15 protein-coding genes are annotated in these 15,275 nt (G+C 34.5%); 13 read left to right on the top strand and 2 right to left on the bottom strand.

Features of this window, described 5'->3' with window-relative positions; genetic code table 11:
• The first annotated feature begins 696 nt into the window (after positions 1-696).
• On the top strand, positions 697-1,215 hold the full coding sequence (locus JEM65_RS15150; RefSeq protein ID WP_199601241.1) for a hypothetical protein: 519 nt from the start codon (positions 697-699) through the stop codon (positions 1,213-1,215).
• 61 nt (positions 1,216-1,276) lie between these two features.
• Here JEM65_RS15150 and JEM65_RS15145 read toward each other — a convergent pair whose 3' ends face one another.
• Positions 1,277-2,029, bottom strand: coding sequence for a DUF2249 domain-containing protein (locus tag JEM65_RS15145; RefSeq protein ID WP_199601239.1), 753 nt, complete (start codon positions 2,027-2,029; stop codon positions 1,277-1,279).
• 211 nt (positions 2,030-2,240) lie between these two features.
• On the opposite strand from JEM65_RS15145, the gene ric reads away from it, so the two are divergent.
• The 8 genes from ric to JEM65_RS15105 all read left to right on the top strand — a co-directional run bounded on the left by ric (position 2,241) and on the right by JEM65_RS15105 (position 7,959).
• Complete coding sequence (gene ric, locus JEM65_RS15140; RefSeq protein ID WP_199601237.1) at positions 2,241-3,215, top strand: iron-sulfur cluster repair di-iron protein; 975 nt, start codon at positions 2,241-2,243, stop codon at positions 3,213-3,215.
• Positions 3,202-4,011 carry a DUF2249 domain-containing protein gene (locus tag JEM65_RS15135; protein WP_199601235.1) on the top strand — a complete coding sequence of 270 codons (810 nt, stop codon included), beginning with the start codon at positions 3,202-3,204 and terminating at the stop codon, positions 4,009-4,011. The genes ric and JEM65_RS15135 overlap by 14 nt, the downstream gene beginning before the upstream one ends.
• 1 nt (position 4,012) lies before the next feature.
• A complete protein-coding gene (locus JEM65_RS15130; protein WP_199601233.1) occupies positions 4,013-5,311 on the top strand; it encodes a hypothetical protein in 1,299 nt (432 codons plus the stop codon).
• Positions 5,292-5,615, top strand: a complete 324-nt coding sequence (locus tag JEM65_RS15125) for a metal-sulfur cluster assembly factor (RefSeq protein ID WP_199601232.1) — start codon at positions 5,292-5,294, stop codon at positions 5,613-5,615. Before JEM65_RS15130 ends, JEM65_RS15125 begins: the two co-directional genes overlap by 20 nt.
• 2 nt (positions 5,616-5,617) lie before the next feature.
• Positions 5,618-6,049: an RrF2 family transcriptional regulator gene (locus JEM65_RS15120; protein WP_199601231.1), complete on the top strand. Its 432-nt coding sequence runs from the start codon at positions 5,618-5,620 to the stop codon at positions 6,047-6,049.
• 292 nt (positions 6,050-6,341) lie between these two features.
• The gene (locus JEM65_RS15115) at positions 6,342-6,572 is read left to right on the top strand and encodes a YceI family protein (protein WP_199601230.1); all 231 of its coding nucleotides are present in this window, start codon (positions 6,342-6,344) and stop codon (positions 6,570-6,572) included.
• A 311-nt stretch (positions 6,573-6,883) separates the two neighbouring features.
• On the top strand, positions 6,884-7,522 hold the full coding sequence (gene trhA, locus JEM65_RS15110) for a PAQR family membrane homeostasis protein TrhA (RefSeq protein ID WP_199601228.1): 639 nt from the start codon (positions 6,884-6,886) through the stop codon (positions 7,520-7,522).
• A gap of 155 nt (positions 7,523-7,677) precedes the next feature.
• On the top strand, positions 7,678-7,959 hold the full coding sequence (locus tag JEM65_RS15105) for a hypothetical protein (protein ID WP_199601223.1): 282 nt from the start codon (positions 7,678-7,680) through the stop codon (positions 7,957-7,959).
• A gap of 173 nt (positions 7,960-8,132) precedes the next feature.
• Here the strand turns inward: JEM65_RS15105 and JEM65_RS15100 are convergent, their stop codons facing one another.
• Positions 8,133-9,665, bottom strand: coding sequence for a hypothetical protein (locus JEM65_RS15100; RefSeq protein WP_199601221.1), 1,533 nt, complete (start codon positions 9,663-9,665; stop codon positions 8,133-8,135).
• Between the two features lie 171 nt (positions 9,666-9,836).
• On the opposite strand from JEM65_RS15100, the gene JEM65_RS15095 reads away from it, so the two are divergent.
• From JEM65_RS15095 to rbsK, 4 genes are all read left to right on the top strand, one after another.
• On the top strand, positions 9,837-11,321 hold the full coding sequence (locus tag JEM65_RS15095) for an SLC13 family permease (RefSeq protein ID WP_199601219.1): 1,485 nt from the start codon (positions 9,837-9,839) through the stop codon (positions 11,319-11,321).
• A gap of 18 nt (positions 11,322-11,339) precedes the next feature.
• Positions 11,340-12,551, top strand: a complete 1,212-nt coding sequence (locus JEM65_RS15090) for an aldolase/citrate lyase family protein (RefSeq protein ID WP_199601217.1) — start codon at positions 11,340-11,342, stop codon at positions 12,549-12,551.
• A gap of 12 nt (positions 12,552-12,563) precedes the next feature.
• Positions 12,564-14,126 carry a citrate lyase subunit alpha gene (locus JEM65_RS15085; protein WP_199601215.1) on the top strand — a complete coding sequence of 521 codons (1,563 nt, stop codon included), beginning with the start codon at positions 12,564-12,566 and terminating at the stop codon, positions 14,124-14,126.
• Positions 14,127-14,347: 221 nt separating this feature from the next.
• Positions 14,348-15,271: a ribokinase gene (gene rbsK, locus JEM65_RS15080; protein ID WP_199601213.1), complete on the top strand. Its 924-nt coding sequence runs from the start codon at positions 14,348-14,350 to the stop codon at positions 15,269-15,271.
• The last annotated feature ends 4 nt before the right edge of the window (positions 15,272-15,275 follow it).

The following is a 15,275-nucleotide window of genomic DNA, read 5'->3' as shown; positions in this document are numbered from 1 at the left end:
ATTGAGAAATAATCTCCATCGTTCATTGGGAGCTAAAAACTTTTCTACGTTCTGGAACTATTGGAACCCGATTTTTGGATACTATTTGGGAATATATGTGTTTAAACCCCTTAAGAACGTTTTTCCGAATGCGGTTGCGTTAGTTCTAACCTTCATTTTTTGCGGATTGTTACATGATGCTGTTACCACATTATATCGTGGAAAAATATCATTGTTCTTTACAATTTGGTTTTTGATAATGGCAATTGCTGTTTTAATAACTCAATTTTTAAAACAGAATTATTCGAAACATATATGGATTATTCGTGCCGTAGTTAATTTGGGCATAATCGGTATTTGTTTTTTATTGACTGTTTATATCACAAAAATTCTAGTTGTTTAAATTTATATTTTCAGTCAATTACTGTACAGATAAAAAAAGACGCCTCTTAACGGTAGAAATTTTTTGGAAATCTTCAGTTGAAAGTATTTAAAAAACGGGCCATACAAATAAACATGAAACTAAAATCTCTCAATACCTTATAATCATTAGAATTCCTCGATGTTCTGTATCAGTGGGATTAGAGAAAAGTTTGAAAACAAATGGTTTTTTGAAGATATTAATACTATCTTCCGTTGGATACCTCCAAAGCTCTACCTTGTGTTTTATGGTTCCAATGGTTACATTTTTAGCTTAAAATCAACACTCAAAAATCTATGAACAAACCTTTACATCAATTCTTCGAAAACGATCATCGCCAGATTGATATATTCTTGAATAAGGCAATTGAGCAACCAAACGACATTGAAATGAAGTATTACCATCAATTTCGAACCCGATTATTGCGACACATTAAAATGGAAGAGAAAACACTTTTTCCGGCAGCTAAAAAAGTAGACCCTGAAGTAATAAAGAAAGTCATTCCACAATATCGACTCGAACATGGCGCAATTACTGCATTAATGGTGCCTCCGCCTACGGTATCTCTAATAAAAGTGATTAGGTATATCTTAGAAAAGCATAATAGGGATGAAGAGGAGCCAGGAGGATTATATGATATTTGTGAAGCATTGACTCAGGGACAAACCCAAGAACTTCTAGACGAACTTAAAGCTACAAAAGAAGTTCCCGTGCAACCTCCAAATCCTGCACCGATTGCTATAGCAGCGGCCAAAAGAGCATTAGCAAGAGCAGGTTATGATTTTGATGAAATTGTTCGCCTCACTCATAAATAATAGATTGACCCATTCTATGGTGTAAAAAAATAGGGAGCCGTATGTGACTCCCTGGAAAAGATTAGTTTTTGGTCTTGATCACCCTTACTTTCCACTCTTCGGGACCTTTAATAATATATTCCCATTTAAACGGATCTTTGCTTTCTGCTTCCATTTGATAGTAAAGAGGCAAAGGATCATGATCGTTAATAAACTCAAAAGCTTCTCCAGGTTTTATATCGGCAAAGCCTTTATAAAACATTTCGTGGCGTTCTGTTGGAGGGAAAGGTCGCAAATCAAACTCATTTACTACGGAAAATCCATCAACTCCTAGACCACTTTTGACTTCTTTAATGATGTGTACTACAACTTCATTGTGCGCTTGCTTTTTGTATATCCAAGAATGTTGTCCTTCAAATTTATTCACGAATATGGCATGAATTTCCTTAGGGTCTTCCGCGGCAATAAGTTCCATGACATCTCCTTGTTCCATCATCCCATAACGATGAAATACAATTTGTTTCCATTCTTTTTCTTCAGCTTTTCGAAGATCGAGTAAGGTTGATATTTCCGTAAACTCTCTGCCCTGAGAAGCTTCGGTGCGGGTCACTTTTACCTTCCATTCCCGTCCGCCACGATTTAGATATTCCCATCCAACCACATCGCCATATATAGAACGAAATTCATAATACAGCGGAATCGGATCATGATCATTGATAAAAATAAAACTCTCCTCTACAGGCAATTCTTTGAAGAGTTGAATTAGCTTTCTATGCCGTTCTATAGGAATATGTACGCGCATGTCTAGCGCTTCTGTTTGGGTTTTAGTATCCATAGTAGTTTAAGATATAAAGATGTTGTTATTAATAAAGGGCAATTTTAAGGCTTTATTTTGAGAAAATTAAACTAAAAACCTTTTATTAAAGAAAAAAAGTACTTTAATACTTTTATTGCAAATTTATTTTTAATTTTGACTAAAATTTATTAACAAATATTACTCCTGGCCGGTTTAAAAAACTGCCGGATCTTTAAAATCCCTATAAAAAATGGAAACAACACTTGAGAATATCCTAAATGTTACTTTACTAGAACCACAACAAAAACACCCCACCATATTTAACCGTTTTAATGAATTAAAAGAAGGAGAGAGTCTGATCATACACAATGATCATGATCCAAAACCACTTTACTATCAGTTATTGGGACAAAAAGGAAATATATTTACTTGGGAGTATTTGGAAGAAGGTCCGGCATGGTGGAAAATAAGAATCAGAAAACGCGTTTCTGGCGAGAATGAAGAAACACTTGGAGCTTTGGCTGCAAAAGATTTACGTAAAGCAGAAGTGTTCAAAAAGTATGGTTTGGATTTTTGTTGTGGTGGTAAAAAAACAGTACAAGAAGCTTGTGCTGAAAAAGGTCTGGATCTAACCAAAGTAGAGCAAGAACTACAACAGATTGATAAGGTGCCTTCATCGCGCCCAATGCCTTATGATGAATGGGAATTAGATTTCCTTTCAGATTATATTGTGAATGTCCATCACCGTTACGTGAGAAAAAATTTACCCGATCTTACAGCGTATGCTGAAAAGGTCATGGAGGTTCATGGGGAACGCCATCCGGAATTGGTTGAAATAAAGAATCTGGTAAAAGATGTAGGTGCAGATATGCTGGCGCACATGGAAAAAGAAGAACAAAGATTGTTTCCTTTAATTAACTCCATGATAAAGGGAAGTAAAGAAACTCCTTCACAAAAAACTCTAAGTTCTAAAGAATTTCAAAATTTTATAACACATCACGAAGCAGAACATCTGTCCGTTGGAAATGAAATGGATGACATTAGAAAACTGACCAACAATTATACCTTACCCGAAGACGCTTGTGCCAGTTACACTTTACTATATCGTTTGTTGGATGAGTTTGAAGAAGATCTTCATTTACACATTCATTTAGAAAATAACATCCTTTTTCCTAAAGCCATAAAATTAGAAATTCAATTACAACAAAGCGATGAAACCCATTAATGCAAATACAAAAATTGCGCACCTGCTTAAAGCACATCCAGATGCCATGGAGGCGATAATTAGCATCGACCAAAAGTTTGATAAACTAAGAAATCCACTGCTCCGGAAACTGCTTGCCGGCAGAACCAGTATTGCTATGGCATCTAAGATGGCCGGCTGTCAGGTAGATGATTTCTTTAGCAAACTCAAACCCTTAGGTTTTGAAATTGATACTGAGACCGTAGCCGTTGTTGAAGACAAAAAGGAATTACCTGCATTTATCACGACACTAACCAAAAATCAGATAATTGATTTTGATGTACGTGAATTATTGGCATCTGGTAAAGACCCCTTGACTTTAATTTTAGATAAGATGAAATCTATTCAAGCAGGGGAGGCCTTAAAGGTTATCAATACTTTTGAACCGGTGCCTTTAATAAAAATGTTGGAGAAACAAGGATTTGATGTTTATGCGGATATCATAAGTAATGAGTTGGTAGAAACCTATTTCTATAAGAGATCCGATAACACTCCTGTTGAAGTTAAACCAAAAGATGGTGCAGACAGTGGGTGGGATAGTGTTATGCAGCGTTTTATTGACAAGTTGGTTACTGTAGATGTGCGGGAATTGGAAATGCCCCAGCCTATGCTTACCATCTTGGCAGAACTTGATAAACTACCAGTTGACGAAGCACTTTATGTATACCATAAACGCATCCCAGTGTTCTTACTTCCTGAATTGTCAGACAGAAAGTTTGACTATCGTATAAAGGAAATCAGCGAAGGAGAGGTTCGTCTTTTAATTTTTAAAAGCTAAGATGATTGTCGCCGGAACTAATAGCGCTATTAAAAACACTTCCTATAAAGTAGTGTTACCTTTTTATGGCTATGCTGCACTTTCTTTTCTAATTGCCACTATTTTAATACTAACCAATACTACCGCATTTACCCAACATTATTTTAATCCGCCTACCTTGGCCATTACGCATACCATGGCTCTTGGATGGGGAACTATGATTATTTTGGGTGCAAGTCACCAATTGTTTCCTGTAATGATAGAAGGAAAGTTGCACAGCAACCTATTGGCTTACTTGTCGTTTGTCTTTGCGGCTATTGGTATCCCATTATTGGTTTTTGCATTTTATGAGTTTAATATGGGCGTAGTGGCCATGATAGGCGCTATACTTATCAATCTTTCGGTTATCAGTTATTTGGCCAATTTGTGGTTAAGCATATACCATAGTAAAAGCCGAAATGTACACGCTGTATTTGCGTTTACGTCGGTTTTGTATCTATTTATGACTACTTTGCTGGGGCTTTTATTGGTTTGGAATTTTTCTACCAATGTCCTATCACAAAGTTCTATTGATTTTCTCTCACTCCATGCCCATTTAGGAATCATTGGCTGGTTCTTACTGATGATTATTGGTGTAGGATCGCGGTTGATACCCATGTTCCTCATTTCAAAATATGAAAATCAAAAACGGTTATGGCTGGTTTATGTACTTATTAATCTGGGACTGATCAGTTTTATCATTATGTTTTTCTTATCTGTAAAAGTAGAGTTGTATTTTATTCCGATTGTGTTAATTGGATTAAGTGTTATACTCTTCGGAAATCATATCTACTGGTCTTATACCAAGCGTATTCGCAAAAAGGTGGATGAACAAGTAAAGATTTCTATACTATCAGTCGCTTTAACCATTGTTCCAGTAATTGTATTGATTGCCATCATTATCATGTTCGCAACAGTTAGCAGTTCTCAGTTGGTAATGTTGTATGGATTCACCATTTTTTTCGGTTGGATCACAACCATAATATTGGGAATGACCTTTAAGACCTTGCCTTTTATTGTTTGGAATAGAGTTTATAGCAGAATCGCGGGATTAGGAAAAACTCCAAATCCTAAAGAACTTTTTAACAATAAAATTTTTATTATGAATGGCGTGGTCTATCTGGTTGGTTTTATAATCTTCGGATTGGGGATTGTTCTAACAAATGTTTTACTTTTAAACATTGGTGCCGTATTTCTTTTAATTACTGCGGTACTGTATAACTTTAATGTATTTAAAATTCTCTTTCATAAAGCAAAATTAAATGAATATAAAAACAAATAACCCCGAGAAAAACGAACTTGCTATAACTGCTTTATATGAGGTTATGGACCCTGAGATCGATTTAAACATAGTTGATCTAGGCTTAGTATATGAAACTGATTTCAAAGAAGAAAGTAATGACGTTATCGTCATCATGACTTTGACCACTAGGTTTTGTCCGATGGGTGAATCTATCGTAGAATCAGCCACACAAGCGATGCAACAATCGTTTCCTGAAGATAAAATACAAGTAAAACTAAGTTTTGAACCACCTTGGGATCAAAGTATGATTTCTGAAGCAGGTCAATCATTTTTAAACACATAAAGATGTTAAGCAATACATGTAAAACTGCCATAAAAGCTGTTATTTATCTCGCTTCCAAAGAAGAAGCTGGAGAAAAGCTGGGTGTAAAGGAAATTTCCCAGTATATCAATGCCAGTGAACATACCGTGAGCAAAATATTGCAAAATTTAGTGCGCCAAAAGATAATTATGAGCATTAAGGGGCCCTCTGGGGGATTTTACATTACAAAGGAGCAACAATTGCAGCCTATTATAACTATTGTGGACACCATAGATGGAAAGGATCTATTTGAAGAATGTGGTTTAGGTTTGAGCAAATGCTCTTCGTCACACCCTTGCCCCATTCATGATGACTATAAAAAGGGGAGAGAAATTATTCAAGAATTATTTAAGACCAAAACTATTAATGTGCTTTGCGAGCCAGTAGGGAATGGACTGGCATATTTAATTGGTTGATTATAGAACACTATGGAGTAATAAAAAAATCCATAACACCGACCGTCCTTGTCCAATGCATTTCGAATATTCAAACCATGGTTTTTGATGCTGAAATGGTTTCAAGAGAGGAGGATTGATAGCTTAGCAGAGAAATTATTGGGTGGCAAATCTTATTTGACAAGTGCGAAGTGGTTGAAAGAATGAAAAGATATTTTTCTTTTTATAAAGGACAATTTTATACTCTAGGAGATTTTAATATAGCCGAAAAGAAAATCCAAGCGAATTTAATCATTAAAAACATTAAAAACAGATGATACTTGCAATCGATTCTGGCAAAACGACGATTGGTAAAAATTTTCAAAACAAGGTGGAATTATCATTTTCCGGAAAAATAAATCGCAGGGATTTTGGGTTGACTTGGGCTGGAAAAAATGCGGCAGGAGTCCTAATTGTTGGTGATGAAATTAAATTAAGTGCCAGGGTTCAATTCGTGAAACAAGGGCAATATGCGACTGAGCAACTCAATGAATGTGTGCTATAAATTAGCTTTAACACTAAATTTATGATCCATTCCAGGAAAAGAAAGAATATTAACAGCGCTTTACAATAATGATGTTGTCACCTATAAATAATTGTTGAATCCCATTTAATTGAAAAAGAATTCCTCAAAGCTCTACCTCGAGATTTTTATTGGAATTGCCATTCTTGTAAAATCGGAAGATTCATGAATTCATTATCATAAAATTCCAAATTGTGAATCAATCAGTTATCAAAATAGAGATTATAGGAATGACCATGCTTACACTTTTATGAAAATTTCAATCCATAATGCCTAACCAAAAATCTATACTTATGCAAGCTCCAAATTCCAAGTTACAAATCCAGCAAGAACTTGTAAATAGTATTATACATGGCTTCGGAATTATTTTTGGTATCGTAGGGATTCCTATCCTGATAGCCTTAGCCATAAAAAGCGATAATACACCTGGCATTATCGGCGCAGCAATTTATGGATTTTGCTTTTTACAACTTTTTACGTCTTCCACACTCTATCATGGTTTTCAACATGTCGAGGCAAAACGGGTTCTACAGATTCTTGACCACATCAGTATTTATTTCCTGATAGCTGGCACTTATACGCCGTTTTTATTGATCTATATGAACAATACTTTCGGTATTACATTGCTAACTGTACTTTGGAGCCTGACCGCCATCGGAATTATTTTTAAGATTTTTTTTACCGGCAAATGGAATATTATTTCTACGCTCGCTTATATTGCAATGGGAGGTATTATGGTTGTGGGGGGACGGACATTCTTTGATGCAATTCCCACTGGGGTATTGGTAATGATCCTTATAGGAAGTTTGCTTTATCTTTTGGGTGTTATTTTTTACCTTTGGAAAAAATATCCCTATAACCATGCCGTCTGGCATTTCTTTGTATTGGCAGCGGCAGTTTGCCACTATGTGGCCATTTTAATGGCCGTGTAAAGGTTGATAAAATAACTAAAACAACTTTCTACAGTAAATTATTTGTTGAATATAACCTTACCTGTTTTCTTAATTGCTAAGCTCGATTAAGTAATGCGAAAAAAATGACTTTAAAAAAGATTGAATTACTATCAGAATGACTGGTTGTGTTTTCTATGGCTGAAGATGATGCCAGTATTACAAGGTTTTTAATTGGTATCGTTGAAGAACGACCCAGCGCATCTTTTAAATCGGTAACGTATAAAACATTACTCGAGAAATTTGAAGAGATGCCTGAAAGAGTATTCAATTTTATGATTTTTCCGTTCTTCGGAGACAACGACCATAATTTCAACTTTACAGTGTTTATAGGGCTTCCCAAAGGAGTGGTTTTTAGAGGTCACCGAATTGGTCTCGATTTAACAAAGTTTAACGTTTGTGTTGTCTCCAGAATGTGAAAATGAACCAAAATATTTCAAATTTTATTTTTTCGATTTGTGAATTGCGAATTGATTTAAAATTGATTCGGTAATTAAGGGTGTTTATTAAAATCTGAGATACAAATACATAAAATTATAAACATATTCAATTATCATCATATGTAATTACGCTATATAGATGATATCACCGATTATGATCTTGTCATGTTCGCATTTCTTTTTTCAGATAACAAATGAGATAATTTAACTCTCTTTATTTTGCTTTCTATCCAAATAAGAAAATCAAAGTACTTTAAGGTTTGTTTCTCGTAAATATCTTTAGAGATAAGTTTGAACTTCTCTTCTTTTTCCGACCAAAGTTTTGATCGTTTTGAATTTAAGTATGGTAGATTGTGCTTATTTACAAATTTAATAATCTCTCTTTCTATTTTATAACTTTTTTTTGCCATTTGTATTTCTCTATTTAAAGTCCGAGATTCATATTTTATAAATTCAAAATCTTTCATCTCATATAATATCAATAAATTAACTAATCTAATGGTTCTGTAAAGAGGGAGTTGAGTGTAATCTCTACTAGCAAATATAATTTTATTTAAAATTTTCTGAGCTTTTTTGTATTCTCCCAAACCAAAGTGAATCAGGGAAATGTGCAATTTGAGTTCAGCATTTTGAGATAAGCTCAGCAGGTTTTCATTTTTAAGTAAATCCTTAGCACTCAACTTCATTTTATTGTGGCTAGAAACAAAATCACCATTATCAAGCAATGGTATTAATTCATAAAGAAATATGGTGCATTGTATTCTTAAATTAAAATATTGATGAGATCCTTTAAGTTTTTTTAATTGTTCCACAAAATATGCCATGCCTTCATAATTTCGTTGGCTTCTCAAAGTATCTAAAATTCCTTCTAAAGTAAATAGGTAATAAATTGGAGGTTCAGACCAGAGGTGTTTGTTTTTCTCCATTAGTGCGTTCAGTTCGTAAAATGAACGTTGAGCGGATTTAAAATCTCCCACATCAATTAAATAATTTGCCTGAAAAAGTTGATGTAACTTATCAATTTCTACATTTTCCTTTGTAAACGAATTTATGATGCTCATTTCACTCATGACTAAATCATTGAGCTTGTTTTTTTGTAATTCTGTTCTGGCATTTCCTATATAAACCATTCTATGTTTCAATAATTCAAGCAAGGAAGAAAGTTGATTTGTTTTTTGAATAGTCAACAAGGATTCATTTAGTTTAAATTGTTTTTTGAGTAAGGTGTTTTCGTCTATATCAGGGTAGTTTAGAGAGAGAAGATAATCTAATTCAAGACGAGATGATAAAAGAAAAGCATACTGATTTTCGTGTTTTAGAGCTGTATTTTTAGTCTTCTTTAACAATTTAAAACATTCATTATAAAGTGATTTTTCAAATAATATTCGAGCCTTGGATATATTGTCAAATAATAAAAAATTCAAATCTTGGTTTTTTCTTAAATCTAAGATTGAATTCAGTAAAAAGTTATGCAAATAAATTACAGAGGTTTCAAATGAAGTCCCTTTGCAAACGGTGTCATATTCTTTTCGAACTGAATCGGCGGTAGCATTTTTCTTTTTAAGAATAATGTGATAAAGATTCTCAAAGTTTGAAGTTGAGTTTATCATAGAACTGCTTATGGACTTTTTTTCAGCTTTTGTCAATGAGTTTATAAGGTATATTAAAGATTCTGATTTAGTCATTTTATAAACAATGAGGTTAGATATATAATATTAGAAACAAAAATTAAATTTAAAATGCTGTTTATTAGTGTCTTAAGTATTTAATTTTCATTTTATAAATATAAAATTAGTTTAATTTTTGATTATTACCATTATTTATTTCTGATAAATTTGAGAATAAATATAGGCGCTTTGAAAAAAAATATAGGAATAGTTTTAGGGGTTTTGCTTTTTATAATTATTCAGCTTTTACCAACGCCAGAAGGGATGGGTTATGAAGCTAAAGGTGCCGCTGCCGTAGTTGTGCTCATGAGTATTTGGTGGGTTACAGAGGCTGTACCGGTTTATGTGACTGCCTTCGTTCCACTCGTTTTATTTCCTTTTTTTAATATTTTATCACCATCAGAAACCGCTTCAAATTATGGACATAACTATGTGCTCATGTTTTTGGCAATCTTTTTTTTGGCTAAAGCTATTGAAGTTCAAAATCTACATAAAAGAATAGCTTTAAAAATTCTCACTTTCTTTGGTACCAGTCGTTCCAGAATTATTTTGAGCATGATGGTTGCCACCGCTTTTATATCTATGTGGATTGCTAATATTACAACGGCATTAATGATGCTTCCGATTGGTCTGTCAATTATTGAAAAGGACGAAAATATAACGGGTGGGAAAAATAATTTCGCACCTGCCTTGATGCTTGCCATTGCTTATTCGGCATCAATAGGGGGGCTTGCAACCTTAATAGGTTCTCCAACCAATATGATTTTTATTGGAATATTTGAAAAACTTTTCCCTGAAGCTCCAACATTCAATTTCTTTAAATGGTTGAAAATAGGCGTGCCAGTAGTATTCATTTTTCTTCCAATTTTTTGGCTGTTTATTGTAAAGTATTTTAAAATCGATGGCAAATTGAGTGATAATTTAAATGTTGTAAGAGAAGAGTTAAAAGCTTTAGGTGGAATCAAGTCAGGTGAAAAAAGAGTGTTATACGTTGCTGTTTTAACTGTATTTGCCTGGGTATTTAAAGAAGCAATTTATATAGGGGAATTTCATATTTATGGTTGGACTGAAGTTTTGGGTGTTTCGGATCGCATACATGATGGGACTATTGCGATGGCTTCGGCAATACTGTTGTTTATTATTCCTGCAAATAAAGATAGAAAGTTGTTAAACTGGGAAGAGGCCAGACAAGTGCCTTGGGGTGTTGTCATTATTGTTGGTGGGGGTTACGCGGTGGCTAATGGATTTGATGCTACAGGTTTGGCAAATTGGTTAGGTGGTCAACTCACTTTTGTGAGCAATTTTTCCTTTTTTACTATTCTTATTGTTGTTATAGCGTTTGTTTTGACTTTTACAGAGTTTAATTCAAATACGGCCAGTGCAAATATCCTTCTACCTATCTTAGCAAGTACGGCTTTAGCGGCAAATATGAACCCATTGCTTTTCATGATTCCTGCAACCGTTGTTTGTTCGTGTGCCTTTATGATGCCAGCCGCAACTGGGCCAAATACTGTGGTTTTTGCAAGTAATCGTGTTTCTGTTCCAGAGATGATAAAATGTGGGTTTTGGCTGAATTTAATTATTTTGTTAATGTTACCTTTAATATTCTATTTTGTGATTATTCCATGGCTTGGAATTGAATTGGAATTGCCAGCATGGGCATTGCAAGAGTAAAAAATTATTCAATTAATTATGGAAATGACTAACGAGTTTTGTGCTGGAAATAAAGGTGAAAAGATAAGGTCTGATTGTTTTGTGTCTTTGGAGTTAAAAGAGGAAGGAGTCATTGAAATAGGTTTGTCCAGTAAGGTTGAATCTAATTATGGCAAGCATATTAGGCTATTGTGTCTTGAGATCCTTGATTATTTTAAAATTAGGCATGCTATTCTAAACATAGAGGATAGTGGTGCTTTAGATTTTGTTATAGCTGCAAGACTTGAGGCGGTTATAAAGCAGGCGATAATTACAGATAAGGAATTTTTGCTAAAGTTTATTCCTGAGAATGAATTGGTAACCACTAAAAACAGACATAGGGTTACAAGGTTGTATTTGCCGGGTAATACACCTAGTTTAATGCTCAATTCTGGAATCCATAAGCCTGACGGTGTTATCTTGGATTTAGAGGATGCTGTCGCATTCTCAAAAAAGCAAGAAGCACGTTTTTTAGTAAGAAATGCTCTCAGAAGTTTGAATTTTTTAGGCGTGGAGAGAATGGTTAGGATAAATCAATTTCCAGAGGGATTAAAAGATTTGCCCTACATCATTCCTCATAATGTAAATCTTGTATTAATTCCTAAGTGCGAAGATGAAGTTCAGATAAAGACAATAAGCAGTCATATAGATAAGATTCAGAAAAAATCCGAATCTATCAATCCGGTTTGGTTAATGCCAATAATTGAAAGCGCTAAAGGCATTTTAAACATTATAGAAATAGCTAAGTCCTCAGATATGATTGTTGCAATTGCTATTGGATTGGAAGATTACACAGCAGATCTTGGCGTAAAAAGAACCCCTTTGGGTCTGGAATCTCTTTTTGCAAGGACAAAAATTGTCACAACATGTAAAGCGTTTGGTATTCAGCCTATAGACTCAGTTTTTAGTGATGTAGAAAACTTGGAGGGGCTAAAGGAAAATGTGCTTGCATCAAAATCAATTGGTTTTGAAGGTATGGGGTGTATTCATCCAAGACAAATTGAAATAATCAGTAAGCATTTTGCGCCAACGGATGATGAAATAGAAGAAGCAAAAACGATTGTTTTCGCCTATAATGATGCCATTAAAAATGGGTTGGGCGTTATATCGCTTGGGACTAAGATGATTGATGCTCCAGTAGTTGAGAAATCAAAAAATATAATTAAGCAAGCAATTTCATCGCAAAGATTGGATGAAAACTGGACCGATTAATAACTTTAAAGTATGAAAAGAGAAAATAATATGCTTGTAAATGCTATTGATAGAGAGGTGCCCAGTACTGTGAATGGTAGTAAAGTAATTCCTTATAAAGGTGTTGATAAACACAGGCCAGAAGGTTTTAAATATGCTCCTAAGGTTGCTACTTGCATTGACTTTCCAAATGATGGAAATAAGCTAGTCTCGGGTTTAAAAGAAGCGTTAATTAAATCTGGACTAAGAGATGGTATGACAATTTCCACGCATCATCATTTTAGAAATGGGGATCTAATAGCTAATAAAATATTTGAGATTGCTTCGGAACTAAATGTAAAAAATTTAATATGGTTTCCTTCAGCTTCATTTGAATGCCATTCTGAATTGATTAAATACATGGATAATGGTACAATCCATCATATAGAAGGTAGTCTAAACGGAGCACTCGGACGTTATGTTTCATATGGAAATATGAAAGGAATGGGTGTTCTTCGATCTCATGGAGGGCGCTACCAAGCTGTTCAAGATGGTGAGGTGCAGATAGATATTGCGGTTATTGCTGCTCCAACAGCAGATGGTTTTGGAAATGCAAATGGCGTTAATGGGCCATCGGCTTGTGGTTTGCTCGGTTTTGCACTGGCAGATTCTCAATATGCAAATAAGGTTGTTGTTGTGACCGATAATCTTGTGCTTTTTCCATGTTTACCTTGGCAAATTCAAGGCAACTATGTGGATTATGTGGTAAAAGTAGATAAGATTGGGATTCCTGAAAATATATTGTCTGGAACCACAGCAATTACAAAAAGTCCTGATCGCTTATTTCTTGCTAAACTGACAGCTCGCTTTTGTGAACATGCTGGAATTATAAAAGATGGGTTTTCCTTTCAGGCAGGAGCGGGCGGAACATCTTTAGCGGTTGGCTTTTATTTTGCCGAAGTTCTTAAAAGAAAAGGTATCAAGGCGCGCTTTGCAAGAGGTGGCAGCAATAAGTTTTTGGTAGATATGCTCAAAGACAATTTACTGGATTTTATATTGGATGGACAAACTTTTGATTTAGATGGGGTGAATTCTATGAGACATAACCCTAATCATGTTGATACCAGTCCATTTACAAGTTATAACTATCATGGTAAGGGCAATTTCGCACAACTGGTAGATGTAGTTGTCTTGGGTGCTACAGAAGTTGATGTCAATTTTAACGGAAATGTGGTTACGCATTCAGACGGTCTTTTATTACATGGATTGGGCGGATGGCAAAACTGCTTGTTTTCAAAATGCACAATTTTACCTATACCGCTTTTTAGGGATAGAATACCGGTAATTAAAGATCATGTGACAACTGTTTGTGGACCTGGAGAATTGATAGATGTTATAATAACCGAAAGGGGTATTGCTATCAACCCTTTGCGGAAAGATTTAATCGAGAAAACTAGAGGATCCGGGTTGCCAATTAAGTCAATCTATGAATTAAAAGATGAAGCTGAGAGAATTTGTGGTGTTCCACAAAAACCAGTATTTGGAGATGAGGTTGTTGCTATAATTAAATGGGTTGATGGTACCGTGATAGATTCCGTAAGAAAGGTTATTGAATAAGTTAGATAAGGATTTGTTGCATTATTCACCTATCTCTTGAACTATAATTTGTTAAAAAAACAGCTTTAAAATGTATTAAAAATCGATTTTTGAACACATAAAATGCTTATAATAAGATTTTTATAAAAATTTATATCAATTTAGACTTATGTTTTTTTTAAAAAAATTGTTATCAACTTGTTAAATTAAATAATACATTCATTGTGATAATAAAATAATTTATGGATAAGAAGAAAATATTTGTTATAGGAAGTTGCAATACAGATATGGTTATTAAAAGTGACCGTTTACCAACGCCAGGGGAAACAGTTATTGGAGGTACATTTCTGATGAACCCTGGAGGAAAGGGTGCCAATCAGGCAGTAGCTGCTGCCCGTCAGGGTGGACTTGTTACGTTTGTTGCCAAAACAGGAAACGATGTGTTTGGTAAACAGTCTTTAGAACTTTACAATTCTGAAGGTATAAATACCGATTTAATATTATCTGATCCTAAAAATCCTTCGGGAGTGGCACTTATTATGGTTAATTCTGATGGTGAAAATTGTATAGCAGTAGCATCCGGATCTAATGCCAATTTAACCCCAAAGGATATTGAAAAGTTTAAAACTCAGATTGGTAATGCTGATTTGATATTAATGCAATTGGAGATACCTATTGAAACTGTTGAATACGTGTCGGAATTGGCGTTAAAAAAAAAAACACCAGTTATACTAAATCCAGCACCTGCAAGGAGCTTGCCTGAAAAATTATTAAAAGGTCTTTTTCTTATTACACCTAATGAAACTGAAGCTGAAATCCTATCGGGAATAAAGGTTAAGGATTATGAAAAGGCAAAAGAAGCCGCCGATGTTATTAGTGGAAAAGGAGTTGCAAATGTAGTAATCACTATGGGGTCTCTTGGAGCATTTGTTAAAGAAGGAAATAATTATTCTGTAATACCTGCAGATGAAGTTAAAGCTATAGATACTACTGCTGCGGGAGATTGCTTTAATGGAACATTGTGTGTTGGTCTTTCAGAAGGCAAATCCATTACTGAATCTGCAAAGTTAGCTGTAAAGGCTTCTGGACTTTGTGTACAAAAAATGGGGGCCCAGTCTTCAATTCCTTATAAAAAGGAATTGACTTCTGCAAAATCAATAAACTAATTAA

This window comes from Gelidibacter salicanalis (assembly GCF_016469035.1).
GTDB lineage: Bacteria > Bacteroidota > Bacteroidia > Flavobacteriales > Flavobacteriaceae > Gelidibacter > Gelidibacter salicanalis_A.
This window is presented reverse-complemented; position numbering and strand designations above follow the sequence as displayed.

Coding starts and splice junctions, on each gene's coding strand:
- JEM65_RS15150 (WP_199601241.1), top strand. CDS start 697: ATGAACAAACCTTTACATCAATTCTTCGAAAACGATCATCGCCAGATT.
- JEM65_RS15145 (WP_199601239.1), bottom strand. CDS start 2,029: ATGGATACTAAAACCCAAACAGAAGCGCTAGACATGCGCGTACATATT.
- ric (WP_199601237.1), top strand. CDS start 2,241: ATGGAAACAACACTTGAGAATATCCTAAATGTTACTTTACTAGAACCA.
- JEM65_RS15135 (WP_199601235.1), top strand. CDS start 3,202: ATGAAACCCATTAATGCAAATACAAAAATTGCGCACCTGCTTAAAGCA.
- JEM65_RS15130 (WP_199601233.1), top strand. CDS start 4,013: ATGATTGTCGCCGGAACTAATAGCGCTATTAAAAACACTTCCTATAAA.
- JEM65_RS15125 (WP_199601232.1), top strand. CDS start 5,292: ATGAATATAAAAACAAATAACCCCGAGAAAAACGAACTTGCTATAACT.
- JEM65_RS15120 (WP_199601231.1), top strand. CDS start 5,618: ATGTTAAGCAATACATGTAAAACTGCCATAAAAGCTGTTATTTATCTC.
- JEM65_RS15115 (WP_199601230.1), top strand. CDS start 6,342: ATGATACTTGCAATCGATTCTGGCAAAACGACGATTGGTAAAAATTTT.
- trhA (WP_199601228.1), top strand. CDS start 6,884: ATGCAAGCTCCAAATTCCAAGTTACAAATCCAGCAAGAACTTGTAAAT.
- JEM65_RS15105 (WP_199601223.1), top strand. CDS start 7,678: ATGGCTGAAGATGATGCCAGTATTACAAGGTTTTTAATTGGTATCGTT.
- JEM65_RS15100 (WP_199601221.1), bottom strand. CDS start 9,665: ATGACTAAATCAGAATCTTTAATATACCTTATAAACTCATTGACAAAA.
- JEM65_RS15090 (WP_199601217.1), top strand. CDS start 11,340: ATGGAAATGACTAACGAGTTTTGTGCTGGAAATAAAGGTGAAAAGATA.
- JEM65_RS15085 (WP_199601215.1), top strand. CDS start 12,564: ATGAAAAGAGAAAATAATATGCTTGTAAATGCTATTGATAGAGAGGTG.
- rbsK (WP_199601213.1), top strand. CDS start 14,348: ATGGATAAGAAGAAAATATTTGTTATAGGAAGTTGCAATACAGATATG.